Annotated in this window: 15 protein-coding genes; 8 read left to right on the top strand and 7 right to left on the bottom strand. The window is 73.6% G+C overall.

Going from position 1 to position 14,841, the window contains the following annotated elements; genetic code table 11:
• The first annotated feature begins 1 nt into the window (after nucleotide 1).
• Nucleotides 2–1,069 carry a HAMP domain-containing sensor histidine kinase gene (locus tag VGD70_RS20785; RefSeq protein WP_331083791.1) on the top strand — a complete coding sequence of 356 codons (1,068 nt, stop codon included), beginning with the start codon at nucleotides 2–4 and terminating at the stop codon, nucleotides 1,067–1,069.
• Nucleotides 1,070–1,079: 10 nt separating this feature from the next.
• Here VGD70_RS20785 and VGD70_RS20780 read toward each other — a convergent pair whose 3' ends face one another.
• The 5 genes from VGD70_RS20780 to VGD70_RS20760 are packed head-to-tail and all read right to left on the bottom strand — an operon-like array spanning nucleotide 1,080 to nucleotide 4,399.
• Nucleotides 1,080–1,283 (bottom strand): ferredoxin, encoded by a 204-nt coding sequence (locus VGD70_RS20780; protein ID WP_331083788.1) that lies wholly within the window; start codon nucleotides 1,281–1,283, stop codon nucleotides 1,080–1,082.
• The gene (locus VGD70_RS20775; protein WP_331083786.1) at nucleotides 1,280–2,578 is read right to left on the bottom strand and encodes an NADH-ubiquinone oxidoreductase-F iron-sulfur binding region domain-containing protein; all 1,299 of its coding nucleotides are present in this window, start codon (nucleotides 2,576–2,578) and stop codon (nucleotides 1,280–1,282) included. The genes VGD70_RS20780 and VGD70_RS20775 overlap by 4 nt, the downstream gene beginning before the upstream one ends.
• A 5-nt stretch (nucleotides 2,579–2,583) precedes the next feature.
• The gene (locus tag VGD70_RS20770) at nucleotides 2,584–3,147 is read right to left on the bottom strand and encodes a ferric reductase-like transmembrane domain-containing protein (protein WP_331083783.1); all 564 of its coding nucleotides are present in this window, start codon (nucleotides 3,145–3,147) and stop codon (nucleotides 2,584–2,586) included.
• On the bottom strand, nucleotides 3,144–4,073 hold the full coding sequence (locus VGD70_RS20765; RefSeq protein ID WP_331083781.1) for an FAD:protein FMN transferase: 930 nt from the start codon (nucleotides 4,071–4,073) through the stop codon (nucleotides 3,144–3,146). The genes VGD70_RS20770 and VGD70_RS20765 overlap by 4 nt, the downstream gene beginning before the upstream one ends.
• Nucleotides 4,070–4,399 carry a hypothetical protein gene (locus VGD70_RS20760; protein ID WP_331083779.1) on the bottom strand — a complete coding sequence of 110 codons (330 nt, stop codon included), beginning with the start codon at nucleotides 4,397–4,399 and terminating at the stop codon, nucleotides 4,070–4,072. Before VGD70_RS20760 ends, VGD70_RS20765 begins: the two co-directional genes overlap by 4 nt.
• Before the next feature lie 100 nt (nucleotides 4,400–4,499).
• Here VGD70_RS20760 and VGD70_RS20755 point away from each other — a divergent pair, with 100 nt between their 5' ends.
• From VGD70_RS20755 to VGD70_RS20725, 7 genes are all read left to right on the top strand, one after another.
• Nucleotides 4,500–5,192 carry a response regulator transcription factor gene (locus tag VGD70_RS20755; protein WP_331083777.1) on the top strand — a complete coding sequence of 231 codons (693 nt, stop codon included), beginning with the start codon at nucleotides 4,500–4,502 and terminating at the stop codon, nucleotides 5,190–5,192.
• Nucleotides 5,189–6,427 carry a HAMP domain-containing sensor histidine kinase gene (locus tag VGD70_RS20750; RefSeq protein WP_331083775.1) on the top strand — a complete coding sequence of 413 codons (1,239 nt, stop codon included), beginning with the start codon at nucleotides 5,189–5,191 and terminating at the stop codon, nucleotides 6,425–6,427. Before VGD70_RS20755 ends, VGD70_RS20750 begins: the two co-directional genes overlap by 4 nt.
• A 94-nt stretch (nucleotides 6,428–6,521) precedes the next feature.
• Entirely contained in the window at nucleotides 6,522–7,121 is a 600-nt protein-coding gene (locus tag VGD70_RS20745; RefSeq protein ID WP_331083773.1) for a DUF2231 domain-containing protein, read from the top strand.
• Nucleotides 7,122–7,294: 173 nt separating this feature from the next.
• Nucleotides 7,295–7,768 (top strand): MarR family winged helix-turn-helix transcriptional regulator, encoded by a 474-nt coding sequence (locus VGD70_RS20740; protein ID WP_331083771.1) that lies wholly within the window; start codon nucleotides 7,295–7,297, stop codon nucleotides 7,766–7,768.
• Complete coding sequence (locus VGD70_RS20735; protein ID WP_331083769.1) at nucleotides 7,765–8,400, top strand: NADPH-dependent F420 reductase; 636 nt, start codon at nucleotides 7,765–7,767, stop codon at nucleotides 8,398–8,400. The genes VGD70_RS20740 and VGD70_RS20735 overlap by 4 nt, the downstream gene beginning before the upstream one ends.
• Before the next feature lie 14 nt (nucleotides 8,401–8,414).
• Nucleotides 8,415–9,485 carry an LLM class flavin-dependent oxidoreductase gene (locus VGD70_RS20730; protein ID WP_331083767.1) on the top strand — a complete coding sequence of 357 codons (1,071 nt, stop codon included), beginning with the start codon at nucleotides 8,415–8,417 and terminating at the stop codon, nucleotides 9,483–9,485.
• A gap of 31 nt (nucleotides 9,486–9,516) precedes the next feature.
• Entirely contained in the window at nucleotides 9,517–10,056 is a 540-nt protein-coding gene (locus VGD70_RS20725) for a DinB family protein (protein ID WP_331083765.1), read from the top strand.
• A gap of 112 nt (nucleotides 10,057–10,168) precedes the next feature.
• Here the strand turns inward: VGD70_RS20725 and VGD70_RS20720 are convergent, their stop codons facing one another.
• Nucleotides 10,169–12,859, bottom strand: a complete 2,691-nt coding sequence (locus VGD70_RS20720) for a bifunctional YncE family protein/alkaline phosphatase family protein (protein ID WP_331083763.1) — start codon at nucleotides 12,857–12,859, stop codon at nucleotides 10,169–10,171.
• A 201-nt stretch (nucleotides 12,860–13,060) separates the two neighbouring features.
• Complete coding sequence (locus VGD70_RS20715; protein WP_331083761.1) at nucleotides 13,061–14,584, bottom strand: alpha/beta hydrolase domain-containing protein; 1,524 nt, start codon at nucleotides 14,582–14,584, stop codon at nucleotides 13,061–13,063.
• Nucleotides 14,585–14,841 lie beyond the last annotated feature (257 nt).

Below are 14,841 nucleotides of genomic sequence, written 5' to 3'. Positions count from 1 at the left end.
GGTGGTCGTCCTCGCGTGCTGGGCGGTCTTCGCGACGGCCAACCTGTTCGCGATGTGGCACCTTCCCGGCGCCGAGACGATCCCGTTCCACTTCGTGTGGATCAGCATCGCCCTGGTGTTCGGCATCAACGTGTGGCCGACCCGGGCCATGATGGCGGTGCTGGCCGCGGTGACCGTGTCGACCGGCTACATCCTCTGGCACCACGCGGACGTCGGCGAGATCGGCCTCGAGGAGACGGCCGAGGTGCCGCTGATGGCCGCGGTGTTCCTGGTCATGGTCTGGCACGTCCGCGGCCGGCAGGCGGCGCTGGCCGAACGGGAGGACGTCGCGACGCTGGAGCGGAAGCGGGCCGAGACCCAGGCGCTGTTCGTCCGCCTGGGCTCGCACGAGCTGCGTACCTCGATCACCGTCGCGCGGGGCTACGTCGAGCTGATCCGGGCCGCGCACGAGGGGCACCAGACGGAGGAGGACGCGGGCACCGTGCTCGACGAGCTGTCCGAGCTGGACCGGCTCACCGCCCGGCTGACCATGCTGATGCAGCTGGACTCCCCCGGCGAGTTGTCCACAGTGGACATCGGGGTGTTCGTCCACGAGCTCGTCCGCCGGTGGACCCCCATAGCCGACCGGAGGTGGGTGGCCTCGGCCACCGCCGGCACGATCAGCGCGAACGAGGACAGCCTGCGTGCGGCGCTCAACAGCCTGCTCGAGAACGCGGTCGCGTTCACCCGCGACGGCGACCGCATCGAGGTCGCCGCGCGGCGGGCGGGCGGCTGGGTGTTCATCGAGGTGTCCGACACCGGCGTCGGGATCGCGCCGGAGAACCTCGACCGGATCTTCGACGGCGCCTGGTCGACCCGGCCGTGGTCCGGGGAGCCCGGGCGGGGCGGCACGGGGCTGGGCCTCGCCATCGTCCGGGCCGCGGTCGAGACGCTCGGCGGGACCGCCTCGGTCACCAGCGAGCTGGGCCGCGGCTCGACGTTCACCCTGTCCGTGCCGGGCGGTGGCACCGGACCGGCCCCGGCCATCGCGAAGTCGCACCCGGGCGAGGAGCCGCTCGCCGTCGGCTGACCGAGCGGGTTCAGCCGGTCCGGTCCAGCCGCAACGCGAGGGCCGGGCACGCGGCGACGGCCGCGCTCGCCTCGGCACGCAGGTGTGCGGGGACGACGTCGGTGGCGAGCAGCGGGTAGCCCCACTCGTCGAGCTCGACGAGCTCGGGGAGCAGGTCGGCGCACAGGCCGTGGGCCCGGCAGGCGATGCGGTCGACGCGCAGGTGCTCGGTCACGGCGTGCTCCAGTCCCCCGGCCGCAGCGGGACGCGTGGCTGTCCGATGTGGACACACGGGCGGCCGTCGCGGTGCCGGCGGACGTCGGATGCGAAGGTGTGCAGCGCGCTGGCGGCGACCCGGACCGCGCCGTCGGGGTGGCGGCACGCGCCGCGGCCCTCGACCACGGCGAGCCGGCGCCGCAGGCGCGCGTCGATGCGGGCGTCCGCGCCGCCGTGGGCGATGCGGGTGAGGTCGTCGGCGAGGGCGGGCAGGCCGAACATGCACGGCCCGCACTGGGCGGCGGACTCGCCGGCGAGGTAGCGCAGGATCCGCGCGGTCTCGGCCACCCCACACGCGGCCGCGGGCAGCACGAACAACGCGCCGACGCCGAGCGTCGCGCCGGCGTCGGCCAGCTCGCGGTGGGCCAGTGGCACGCCGGCGGCGAAGGGCAGCGGCAGCCAGGCGCCGGCGACGCCGCCGACGAGCACGGCCTGCGCGTCCGGCGCCACGCCGGCGAGCTCCAGCGCGTGGCCGATCGGCGTGCCGCAGGCGACCTCGTGCACCCCCGGCCGGCGCACCGCACCGGTGACGGTCACCAGCGTGGTGCCCGGCGAGTCCGGCGTGCCGGTGGTGCGGAACCAGTCGGGCCCGTGCCGGGCGACGAGCGCGAGCTGGGCGAGCGTCTCGACGTTGCTGACCAGCGTGGGCCGGCCGCGGACGCCCCGCTGGTCCGGGCGCGGCGGCTTGCTCGTCGGCCGCGGGTCGCCGGTGTTGATCAGGTTCACCAGCGCGGACTCCTCGCTGGCGACGTAGCGGCGCGGGACGGGCTGGATCCGGAAGGGCACCGGGTCGGCGCGTTCGGCGAGCGCGGCGACCACGAGCGGGCGGAGTGCGTCGCCCTCGTGCAGGCACACGATGATCTCGGTGGCGCCGACGGCGTGCGCGGCGAGCACGGCGCCGTCGAGGACGAGGTGCGGCACGAGCGTGAGCAGCGCGTGGTCCTTGCCGCTCACCGGCTCGCCCTCGCACGCGTTGACCACGACGGTGGGCCGCCGCCGGCCGGCCGCGACGGCCCGGAGCTTGCGGCCGGTGGGGAACCCCGCGCCTCCCCTGCCCCGCAGGCCGGACCGGTCGACCGCGTCGACCAGCCGCTGCCGGCCCGCCTCGCCGGGGTAGGCGTCGAGCGGCACGGGGCCGTGCCGGGCGAGATGGGTCGCGAGGTCGGCGCGCCCGCGGGTCTCGTACCAGCCGGCGAGCAGCCGGTGGTGGGTGTCGAGCGGTGCGGGTGCCGCCGGGAGCCGCGTCCGGGTCATGGCCGTCACCGGGCCCTTCCCGCGTACTGCTGGCGGGCCACCGAGTCGGGGTGGCTGGTGCTCAGCCGCCACAGGACCGCGCCGGTGCCGGCCGCGAGGCAGCCGAGGACCACGGCCAGGCCCCAGCCGGTCCGGGTGTCTCCCGCGCCGATGCCGAACCCGTGCACGAGCGCGACCGGCCAGCACGCGTACGCCGCCCAGTGCACCGCCCGCCACAGCCTGGGGTTCACCCGGGACCGCAGCAGGCTCGTCACCACCAGCGCGAGGAGCAGGTCGAACGCGGCCGCGCCCAGCCCGAGCCAGAACGGGTGGTACACCGAGACGAACGGCAGAACCGTGTCCAGCCAGGCGATGCCGGCGTAGCCGTCGATCACCGCGGTCGCCACGTGCACCACGACGAACGTGATGGTCAGCAGCGCCAGGTTGCGGTGCAGGGCCGCCACCGCGAACCGCGGCCACCCGGCCGACGAGGCCCGGCCGCCGGTGAGCGCGCCGAGCACGACGGTCCCGGTGATCAGGACCAGGGCCAGCAGCCCGGCCGCGCGGCTGGCGTACCAGAGGCTGGTCATGCCGCCAGCTCGCCGTCCACCGGCCAGCCGGCGACCGTGACGACGCGCCCGTCCGGGTCGACCAGGCGGGCCGGCAACCGGCGCTCGGCGAGCCACGCCGGCGCGGCGGCACCGAGCACGATCGCCGCCGTCGCGGCGGTGTTGGCGTCCACACAGGACGCCGCGGCCACGCTCACGGTCCGCCACACCGCGTCGGGCACGTCCCCGGTGCGAGGATCGACGATGTGGTGCAGCGTGCGGCCGGCCCGCCGCCAGGTCCGGCGGGTGGTGCTGGACGTGGCGAGCCCGCCGGCATGGATGGTGACCGTCGGGTCGCGCGCCGGGTCGGTGGCCGCGTGGTCGTCGCCCACGACGATCCGCCACCCGCCGGCCGGCGGGTCACCGGCGGCGGCGAGGTCGCCGCCGAGGTTCACGAGCACCCCGCGCCCGGTCTCGCGGGCGATCTCCGCGGCGCAGCGGTCGGCGGCGAAGGCCTTGGCGGTGGCGCCGAGGTCGAGGCTCACCCCGCGCGGCAGCACCACCCGCCGGCTCGCCGGGTCCAGGCGCACCCGCCACCAGCCGGGAGCGGGCGTGCCCGGCGCGGCCGGAGCCGGGTCGTCGGCGGCGATCGCGGCGAAGTCCCGGTCGTAGCCCAGCCGCCGGACCGCGTGCCCGACCGTGGGGTCGACCAGCCCGCCGGTCCGCTCGGCGGCGGCCAGGGCCACCTCGAGCGCCGCGAGCAGCAGCGGGGTCACCTCGGTGGCGGTGCCGGCGGTCCGGTGCAGGCGGGAGATCTCCGAGTCGGGCCGGAACCGGCTGGCGGCCAGGTCGAGCTCGGCGAGCCGCGCGCGGAGCAGCGCCACCGCCCCGGGTAAGGACCGGCGGTCGGTGACCACCACCTGCGCGGTGGTCCCGAGCGCGGCGAAGTCCGCGGTCGCGATGGTCACGACCCACCCGAGGATCCGTGTGCCGGCCCGGACCCACCCGAGCCGGGGACCTGGACGGGCGGCGTCCAGGCCCCGCCGGAGCCGGTGTCGGGCAGCGGCACGGAGCCACCGCCACCACTGCTCGTACCGTCCGTACCGCTCGTGGTCGGCGACCCGGTGCTGCCGCTGGCCTGGTTCGCGAACACGACACCCGCCAGCACGGCGAGCGCGGTCGCACCGACCGCGACCACCCGGGTCACCACCGTCACCCGCCGGCGCCCGTCGTCCCGGCGCGCCTGCCGCACCCGGAGCTGCTGGTTCGCCGCCGTCTGCCTTCGGTTGGCCATGCGACCGAGTGTCAGCGCGAAGGCTGGGAGAATTCTGTGAGTAGTGGAAGGGCTGCCTGTGCGAGAGGACAGCCCGTCACGGCGGCGGCACTATGGGCGCATGGACCACGAGCCCGGGGAGGCCGACGCGCTCGGTCGAGCCCGCGTCCTGCTGGTCGAGGACGACGCCGAGCTGGTCGGCATGCTGGCCACCCTGCTCACCGAGGAGGGGTACGCCGTCGACACCGCCCCCGACGGCCAGCGGGCGCTGCACCTCGCGCTGACCCGCAGCTACGACGTACTGGTCATCGACCGCGGCCTGCCCGCGATCGAGGGCCTCGACCTGCTCGGCCGGCTGCGCTCGCGGGCGGTCGCGACCCCGGTCCTGGTCCTCTCGGCGCTCGCCAACCCGGCGGACCGGGTGGCCGGCCTCGACGCCGGCGCCGAGGACTACCTCGGCAAGCCGTTCGACGTCGACGAGCTGCTCGCCCGGCTGCGGGCGTTGCGGCGCCGGCACCTGGAGGCCGCCGACTCGCTGCCGGTCAGCGGCGGCAGGCTCGACCCTCGGACCCGGCTGGTGCACCGCGACGGTGAGCCGCCGGTGCGGCTGTCGGAGCGGGAGTGCGCGCTCCTCGAGGTGCTCGCGCGCAACCCGAAGCGGATGTTCAGCCGCCGCGACCTGCTGACGCTGGCGTTCCCGGAGGCGGAGAGCGAGAACGTCGTGGAGACCTACGTGCACTACCTGCGGCGCAAGCTCGGCCGCCGGGTGGTGGCCACCGTGCACGGCCGCGGCTACCAGCTCGGCGCGTCATGACCCGGGCCACGCGGGGCACGGTGACCGGCCGCGACGCCGAGCAGCTGCGGCGCGCCACCCGGCAGCTGGGCCTGTGGATCGGGCTGTGCGCGGCGGTGATCGTGGTGGTGGGGACGGCGCTCGCGGTGCTCGTGGTGGTGCAGGGGCAGCACCGCCAGGCCACCACGCTGCTGGCCCAGTCGATCGCCCGCGCGGACGACGTCGTCGATCCGCCCGCCGGGGTCTGGCTCGTGGCACAGGGATCGGGTGGCCGGATCGCGACCCCCGGGCTGCCGGCCGGGCTGCCCGACGAGGCGGCGCTGACCCGGACCGCGTCGACCGGGCAGGCGACGACGGAGGACTACCGGTCCCACGGGATCGAGTACCGGGTGCAGACGGCGCGCCAGGGACGGACCACGGTGCAGGCCGCGCTGGACCTGTCGGCCAACCACGCCGAACGGACCCGGCTGGCGGTCGCCTTGCTGCTCTGCGGCGCGGTGGGCCTGGTGCTGGCGGCCGGCGCCGCGAGCTGGCTCGCCCGGCGCGCGGTCCGGCCGATGGCCGCCGCGCTCACCATCCAGCGTCAGTTCGTCGCCGACGCGAGCCACGAGCTGCGCACGCCGCTCACCCTGCTGTCCACCCGGGTCCAGCTGCTGCAGCGGCACTTGCGCGGCGCCGGCACGGCGGAGAACCTGCTGGGCGAGGCCGACAAGGTGGTGACCGACGCCCACCACCTCACCGCCATCCTGGAGGACCTGCTGCTCGCCGCCGACCAGGTCGCCGACGCCGTGGTGAGCTTCGACCTGGCCGAGCTCGCCGAGCAGGTCACCGAGGCGTACCGGGGCTCGGCCGCCGCCGGGGGTGTCACGCTCGCGGTGCGCCGCCCCGGCAGTCCGGTCCACGTCCGGGGCGCGCCGACCGCCGTGCGACGCGCGGTGACCGCGTTGCTGGACAACGCGATCCGGCACGCCACCGCGGCCGTCACCGTCACGGTGAGCACGGTCGAGCGCACCGCGGTGCTCGACGTCGTCGACGACGGGCCTGGTATCGACCCCGAGGTGCTGCCCCGCATGTTCGACCGGTTCGCCACCACCCGGACGCGGCCGTCGCCCACCACCGGCCGGCGGCGCTACGGCCTCGGGCTCGCGCTGGTGAGCGACATCGCCGCGCGCCACGGCGGCGACATCACCGCGACGGCCCAGCCCGGCGGCGGCTCGCGGCTGCGGCTGTCGCTGCCGCTCGACCGCCCGCGGTGAGCCAAGAATTCTCCAAGATCGACCTGTCAGTGTCTGCCCGGACCAGCGTGTGGCCCGGACCGGGGGCCGACGCCACCTGGAAAGGCACTGCCGCATGCCCGCGTTCATCGCCAACCTGCCGTTGCACCCGCTCGTCGTGCACGCCGTCGTCGTGCTCGTCCCGCTCGCCGTGCTCACCGGCATCGCCGTCGCCGTCTGGCCGAGGCTTCGCCGCCACTACGGCTGGCCCACGGTGGCGCTGGCCGCGGTGGCGACGGGGTCCATCCCGCTCGCCACGGACAGCGGCGAGGCACTGCGCGACCGCCTCGAGCCGGACTCCCTCGTCGCCACGCACGCCGAGCTCGGCGACCAGCTGCTGATCCTGGTGGCGCCCATGGCCGTCGTCCTGGCGGCGCTCGTCTACCTCGACTGGCGCGGGCGCCGTGCGACCTCTGCCGCCACTCCTGCCGCCACCCCTGACGCGGACGCTGACACCATCCCTGACGCGGACGCTGACGCCACCCCTGACGCGGTCCCGGCCGCGAGCCCTGCCGGGACCGCCCGCTGGGTCCGGCCCACGACCGTCGTGCTCGCCGGGCTCGCCGTCGTGCTCGCGGTGGCCTCCGCGGTGCAGGTCGTGCGGATCGGTGACTCCGGCGCGCGGGCGGTCTGGCACGACACCCAGTACGTGGCCCCGGCCGCCCAAGGCGACTGACCCCGCCACCCGCCCCCCTGCGCGGCCGGGAAACCAGGCCGGGTTCGACCCGCCGGGTCCGGGCGCGTGCCGTCCTCCGGCCGCGACACCGGCCTCCGGCCCACCGAGGGTCAATTGACATGTCAATCAACCGGCGTACGATTGACATGTCAATGACCTGAGGTGGTGACGGGATGGCCGGCCAAGCGGTGCGGCGCCGGATGACGGCGCGGGATCTCGGGATCTGGCGGTCCCTGTTGGACACCACCGCGGAGCTGCGCCGGGTCCTCGGCGCCCAGCTGCAGGAGACCGGGCTGTCCCCGGGCGACTACCAGGTGCTGCTGGCGCTCAGCGAGGCGCACGGCGGCCGGCTGCGGTCCTCCGAGCTGGCGGCCGCCATCGACTGGGAGCGCAGCCGGCTGTCCCACCACCTCGGCCGGATGGAGCGGCGCGGGCTCATCCGCCGCGACGACTGCGCCACCGACAACCGCGGCGCCGAGGTCTCGCTCACCGCGGAGGGCGAGGGCATGTTCCGCCGCGCGAACACCCCCCACCTGCGCGCGGTCAAGACGCACTTCGCCGACGCCCTCACGGCCGAGCAGCTCGACGCGCTGGACGACGTCCTGCGGACCCTGCGCGACCACCTCGACGCGGGCGGCCCGGCATGACCCGCATCGCGGTGCTCGGCGCGGGGCACGTCGGGCCGGTGATCGCGCGGGTGGCGGTCGCCGCCGGCTACGACGTGTCGATCGCGGCGTCGGGAGACCCGGCGAAGATCGCGCTCATCACCCAGTTCCTGGCGCCGGGCGCGCAGCCACGCTGGGCCGCCGACGCCGTCGCGGACGCCGACCTCGTGGTGCTGTCGATCCCGCTGCACAGGTTTCCGACGTTCGACCCCGCCGTGGTCGACGGCAAGCTCGTCGTCGACACGATGAACTACTGGCCACCCGTCGACGGCGTCCGGGAGATGTTCGAGGACCCCCGCTACGGCAGCAGCGAGATCGTCGCGCACCGGCTGGCCGGGTCGACGATCGTCAAGACGCTCAACCACATCGGCTACCACGAGCTCGAGGACGACCGCCGGCCCGCCGGCGACCCGCGGCGGCGCGCGCTCGGCGTCGCGGGCGAGGACCCCGGCGCGGTGGCCGCCGTGGCGGACGTCGTCGAGCGCATCGGTTACGACGCCGTCCGGCTGGAGGGCCTGCGCGCGGGCCGCCTCCTCCAACCCGGCGGCCCGGTCTTCGGCGTGCCGCTTCGCCGCGCCGAGTTCGAGCACGCGGTGCGCGCCGACGCCGCATAGCCAAGGAGGCCCACATGACCACACCAGCCCCGGAGTTCCCCCTCGTCCTCGGCCTCGACACCTTCGGCGATCTCACCGACGACGACACCGGCCACCGGCTGTCCCACGCCCAGACGATCCGCGACGTCGTCGAGGAGGGTGTCCTCGCCGAGCAGGTCGGCGTGGACTTCTTCGGGATCGGCGAGCACCACACCGACGACTTCCCGATGCCGGCCGCCGACGTCGTGCTGAGCGCGATCGCCGCCCGCACGTCCCGGATCCGCCTCGGGTCGGCGGTGACCGTGCTGAGCTCCGACGACCCGGTCCGCGTGTTCCAGCGCTACTCCACGCTCAACGCCGTCTCCGGCGGCCGGGCGGAGGTCATCCTCGGCCGGGGGTCCAGCATCGACTCGTTCCCGCTGTTCGGGTACGACCTCGCCGACTACGAGGACCTGTTCGAGGAGAAGACCAACCTCTTCGCCGAGCTGCTCAAGGGCGGACCGGTCACCTGGAAGGGCAAGACCCGCGCGGCGCTGCACGACCAGGATGTCGTGCCGCACACCGAGTCCGGCCCCTTCCCGGCGTGGATCGGCGTCGGCGGCAGCCCGCAGTCGGTCGTCCGCGCCGCGTACTACGGCTTCTCGCTGATGCTCGCGATCATCGGCGGCAGCCCCGCGCGGTTCGAGCCGTTCTCGAAGCTCTTCCGACAGGCCCTGCGTCAGCTCGACCGCCCGCCGCTGCCGGTCGGCGTGCACTCGCCCGGGCACGTCGCCGCCACCGACGAGCAGGCGCGCGCCGAGTTCTGGCCGCACTACCGGGAGATGATCCGCCGGATGAGCGAGACCCGCGGGTTCGCCGTCCCGACCGAGGAGTCCTTCGCCTACGAGGTCGGCCCGCACGGCGCGCTCTACGTCGGGTCCCCGGACACGGTCGCCGAGAAGATCGCGGCGAACCTGACCCTGCTCGGCGCCAACCGCTTCGACCTGAAGTACGGCATGGGCGGTCTCTCGCACGAGACACTCATGACCGCGATCGAGCTGTACGGCACGCAGGTGATCCCGCGGGTCCGCGAGCTCCAGGCGCAGGAGGCGGCAATCCGGCAGTAGATCGTCCGGAACCGGCAGTAGCCTCCGCGCCATGAGTGCGAACCATGAGGGGCCGCCCGCGGCGGGCAACGAGATCGACACCCTGCTCGGCTCCCTGGAGCGACAGCGCGCGACCTTCGCGTGGAAGTGCGGCGGGCTCGACGCGGCCGGCCTGCGGGCGACTACCGCCGCCTCGTCCATGACGCTCGGCGGGCTGCTCAAGCACCTGGCCCTCGTCGAGGCGGACTACTTCAGCCACAAGCTGTTCGGGCGCAATCCCGGAGCCCCGTGGAACGCGGTGGACTGGGACGCCGACCCCGACTGGGAGTGGCGCACGGCCGCCGACGACACACCCGAGCAGCTCCTGGCACTGTGGCAGGACGCCGTGACCCGCTCCCGCGCCGCGGTCACCGAGGCCCTGGCCGACGGCGGCCTGGACCGGCTCGCCGCGGGCGCCTGGCCCGACGGCCGGACCCCCAGCCTGCGCCGGATGATGATCGACGTCATCGAGGAGTACGCCCGCCACGTCGGCCACGCCGACCTGCTGCGCGAGTCCGTCGACGGCCTGGTCGGCGAGGACCCGCCCCGGTGACCCGCACCCCGTGCACCGGCGAGCGGGCTGACTCCGGTAGCGGCTGAGCCGCACGCGACGGTGCCCTGCCCGAGAGTTCGGGCAGGGCACCGTCGCGGCTACCGACCAAAGGTCAGTGGCCGTCCGGGTCCTTTGCCGGCGCGACATCCGCGCCGGGCACCTCGGTGGGCAGCAGCACCTTGCTGTCGCCCGGGTACGGCACCGTGAAGTTGTTCGACGAGTACCAGACGTCCCGGTTGGACTGGGCCATGTTGACCATGTCCTCGGTCGAGAAGTCCTGCTGTGCGGCCCATTCCGCCCACGCGGCCTGCATCGGGTTGGTGACGGCCGGCTTCGGGTTCGTGTCCGTGAGCGGCACCTCGTTCGGCACGGAGGTGTACGGCGTGAGGTTGGGCTTGTCGGTGAACGCGGCGAACATCGGCTGTGCGGTCATGTCCTGCTGGTTCATCGGTGGCATGCCGAGGATCTGCTCGACGGTGCGCATCATGTTGAGCTGGCTGTAGTAGTCGTGCACCACCGCGCCCCGCTTGGCGTACGGGCTGATCACCATGGCCGGGTTGCGGTGGCCGTCGACGTGGTCGACGCCGTTCTGCGAGTCGTCCTCGATGACGAAGATCGCGGTGTTCGGCCAGTACGGGCTGTGCGAGATCGTGTCCACGATCCGGCCGAGCGCGAGGTCGCCGTCGGCCACGTACGCGGACGGGGTGATGCCGCCCGGCGTGGTGCCCGCGGTGTGGTCGCTGGACAGCCACATCATGTTGAGCGACGGCAGGTTCCCGTTCTTCACGTAGCCGGCGAAGTCCCGCTGGAACAGGTCGGCCCGGTACTGGTCGGGGATGTTCATGTCGAAGTTCGGGAAGTCGGGCTTGGTGACCTTCTGCAGCGACGGGATGTCCGTCTTGGGCTGGTAGGTGCCGATCGGGACGTGCAGGTCGCCGGTGGCCTTGCCCTCCAGGATCTGCGAGTCCTTGTACCACTGCGGCCAGCTACCGTTCGGCACGCCGTTGCCGCTCGGGTCGACGTAGCTGTCGATCTGCTCGCCCCAGTTCGCCACGGACTTGCCGTGCGCGAGGGCGTTGTCCCAGATCCACCCCGACGGCACGTTGCTCATCGGGTCGCCGGTCTGGTAGGAGCGGACGTAGTTGCCGTACATCTGTTGCATGTAGTTGTTGACGAAGGCCTGGTTGAGCCAGTGGTGGCCCTCCGCGGAGTTCGTCCCGTCGGAGTACAGGTTGTCCACCAACGGGAACTGGCCGGCGAGCTGGTGGATGTTCGGCGTGACGCGCCCACCGAACTGGGCCAGCTCCGGGGCGCCGTTGCCGCGCGGGTCGTCCCCGAGCACCTGGTCGTAGGTGCGGTTCTCCTTGACGAGCACGAACACGTGCTTGATCGTCGACGGGTCGCCGACCTTGGCCGGCACGGCCACCGGGTGCGCCTTGCCGTTGCCGCGCTGGTTGCGCTCCCGCAGGCCGTTCCACTGGTTGTTGTCGAAGACCTGCTTGGTGTACTTACGCATCTGCGCCGCCGACGGCGTGGCCACCGTCTGCACGGTGCCGACGAAGTTGTAGCCGAGGTGCGACGTCGCCGGGTTGGTGCCGGGGCCCTCGCCGACCGTCCCGTTGGGACCGACCGAGCCGAGGCCCTGCTCGCTGGCCACCACGAGGCGGTGCAGCGCGGCGTCCTGCGCGATGCCGGTCGGGTACGAGCCCGTCGGGATCAGACCCTCGAAGCTGGGCTGGGCGTAGGCGCCGTGGTAGCTGTAGACGGCCACGGCGTTGTCCCGGCCCAGGCTCACCGCGAGGTGGTCCTTGTCCAGCATGGTCAGGCCGTTGGGCTGGCTGCCGTACGGGGCGCCCGGGGCGGGGTTGGCCGCGAACGTCCGGCCGAGCTGCTGCTTGGCCGTGTCGATGGTGGACACGGTGTCGTCGTCGGTGTTCGCCACGACCACGTTCCGGCCGACCACCAGCAGCGCGCTGGGCTGCAGGCCGACGGGGAAGGTCCTGACCTGCCGACCGGTGGCGAGGTCCACTTCGGACACAGTGCCGGTCGAGGGGACCGCGCTCTCGTTGTTGGTGACGATCGGCGTGCCGTAGGAGCTGTCGGTCCGGTCGCCGGGCCCGGCCGGCCGGCCACCCTGGTTGCTCACGTAGGCCTTGCCGTCGACCACGACCACGCCGTTGGGCACGTTGCCGACGGGGATCTGCCTCACCACGGTGTTGTTCGTGGTGTCCACGACGCCGAGCGTGTTGTTCGCGCTCAGCGTCACCAGCAGGTCCGTGCCGTTCGGCGCCCACCCGAGACCGGCCGGGACGGCCTGCCTGCCGCTGACGCCCGGCAGCGCGACCGCGGTCTGGTTGGCCAGCGTGCCGTCGGCGGCGACGTCGAACCGGGCGAGCCCGCCGGGCTGGGCGGCCCAGAGGTGCTTGCCGTCGGCGGTGTAGAGGATCCCGCCGTTGGAGATCTTGCCGGTGCCGGTCTGCTGCAGGACCTTGTGGTTCACCAGGTCGAAGACCGTGACGATGCCCTTGGTGGCACCGCCGGTGTTCAGCGCGGCGGCCGTCGTGCCGTCCGGGCTGAGCGCGAGGCCGAAGGGCCGCCCGTTGAGCTGGACGACGTCGCCGGCCGGCGTGACGAACTGGCCGGTCTGCGTCAGGTACGAGCCGTCGGGCTGCCTGCCCACCGGCCTGTCACCGAGCGGCGTGCCGAAACCGCCCGCGGCGTAGGTGATTCCCGCGCAGGCGACCAGCATCCCGGCCGCCGAGGTGATGATGATCGCTCGTTTGCTCCATCGTCTGCCGAGCAATGTGCTTCCTCTCTCAGCCGCTGCCGGCCCGCGGCGGGTCGGCGCCCTCACGCTAAAAGCGGAATGCCGAGAGCGCGCGAACGAGAACCGTCGACCACGTGAACAGTGAAATCCAAAGAACGCCTGACAATGTCGAGAGTTTGGCATTGCCGTCGCGTTCGCGAAATGTACGAAATGCGCCGGAAAACACCGCATCGCGTACTACGGCACGTTCGCGTGGGCCGCCTCCCGGACGAGGTCGGCGCCGTCGGAGGCCGTGAGGTACCGGCCGGCGACGAGCCTGGCGGTGTCGCTGGCCACCGCGCGCACGTAGTCGCCGTGCCGGGGGTAGAGCGCGGCGAGCCGGGCGTGGTCGAACGGCACCTCATGGCCGGCGATGAAGCAGAACGAGGCGCCGGTGGAGGTGCCGTACCACGTGCTCGTCGGCACGTCGAGGTACGGCGAGCGAAGACCGCCGACCACGTTGCCGAAACCGTCGAGCACGGGTGCGCCGTTCACCACCTCGATGGGGTCGGCGTGCGGCGGGGCGATGCCGTGGCGCACCCACCGGTCGAGGTTGCGGATGGCGGCGTCGAAGAAGATCCGGCTGGGGAAGCGGCTGCGCGGCCCCTGGTCGCAGCTCATCGGCGGCACCGCACGCCCGGCGCGCTCGATGTCGGCCGGCGCCGCGGCGAAGTTGAGCTCGTCGGGCGTCGCGTGGCCGGCGCCGGCCATCTCGTAGTGCCGGTAGCGGTCGCGCGGGGCGTCGCTGTCCGGGCGCCGGGCGCCGATCCCGATGAGGTAGTCCGACTGGGACATGACGTGGATGATCGGCACGCCGACGTTCGTGAGCTGGCGGCGCGGGTCACCGACCGGCGGGGCTGGCTGGCACTGGTTGATCGGCACCGCACCGACGAACGCGCCGCCGGCGACGGCCACCAGGTAGGCGTCGTAGGTCGGCCGGCCGAACCTGGCGACGTCGAGCGGGTGGATGGCGTTGAGGTAGTCGTAGAGGTAGCCGCCGGTCTGGGAGTACCCGAAGCCGTAGACGTGCTTGACGAGCGCGCCGCGCCGCCCGTACGCCACGGGGTTGGCCGGGTCCGTGCTGCGCAGCAGGGCGCCGACCTGGCTGTAGATGTCCCAGGCGAGGCCGTTCTCGGTGGTGCGGGAGCTGTCCGCGGCCACCGTGGCGCAGTTGCCCGGGTCGTCGAGCGGCAGCGGGTTGGCGAAGGACAGCGACGCGTAGCGCCGGGGGTCGAAGTTCTTGAGCGCCTGCACGGAGATCGGCTTGGCGGTGATGCCGACCCAGACATCGCCGTTGGCCACGAGCTGGCGGTGCATGAGCGCCCAGCCGATGTTGAGGTCGAACAGGTTCGAGGGGTTGAGCATCTCGACGACCACGTTGCCGCTGAAGTGCGCGGCCCGCGCGGGACGCCGGACGAGGATGCGCGTGGTGTACGGGGCGCCCGCTGTGCGGACCACCGCCGGTCCCGGGGCCGGCCACTCGTAGACGTTGGCCTTGCCGCTGACGAAGAACTCGTGCTCGACGTACCCGACCCGGCCGAGGTCCTCGGGCACGAGCTCGTGGTCCGCGGCGCCGAAGGGGTGGGAGGTGGCGGTGCTCGGCACCGGCCCGACCACCGTCGGCAGGCCGACACCGCCGTGCCGGGCGGCTGCGGCGGCGGAGATCTGCCCGCCCACCAACGCGAGGACGGTCAGGCATACGGAGACAACCGTGCGCTGCATGAGAGCTCCTCTGATCTCGTGCGCGGACCGGGTCCAGGCTAAGGCCTGTCTCGTAGATCATCGGGTGAAGTCATGCACCGACCACCGGAACCTCAGGGGACCGTGACGGCACCCAGCCACCATCCACCTCGATACCCGCACCATTCGCCGGGACGCAACGCACACTTTAAATCCCGGGGAGGCGGACTAGGCCGGCGCACCGCCATCCACCACGGGTCGCCCTGTCCCGGGCTCAGCCACCCTGCCGGAGGGCCGCC

The sequence above is a fragment of the Actinophytocola sp. genome (assembly GCF_036402745.1).
Classification (GTDB): domain Bacteria; phylum Actinomycetota; class Actinomycetes; order Mycobacteriales; family Pseudonocardiaceae; genus Actinophytocola.
The sequence above is the reverse complement of the archived record's forward strand: the minus strand, read 5'-3'. Positions and strand labels throughout refer to the sequence as shown.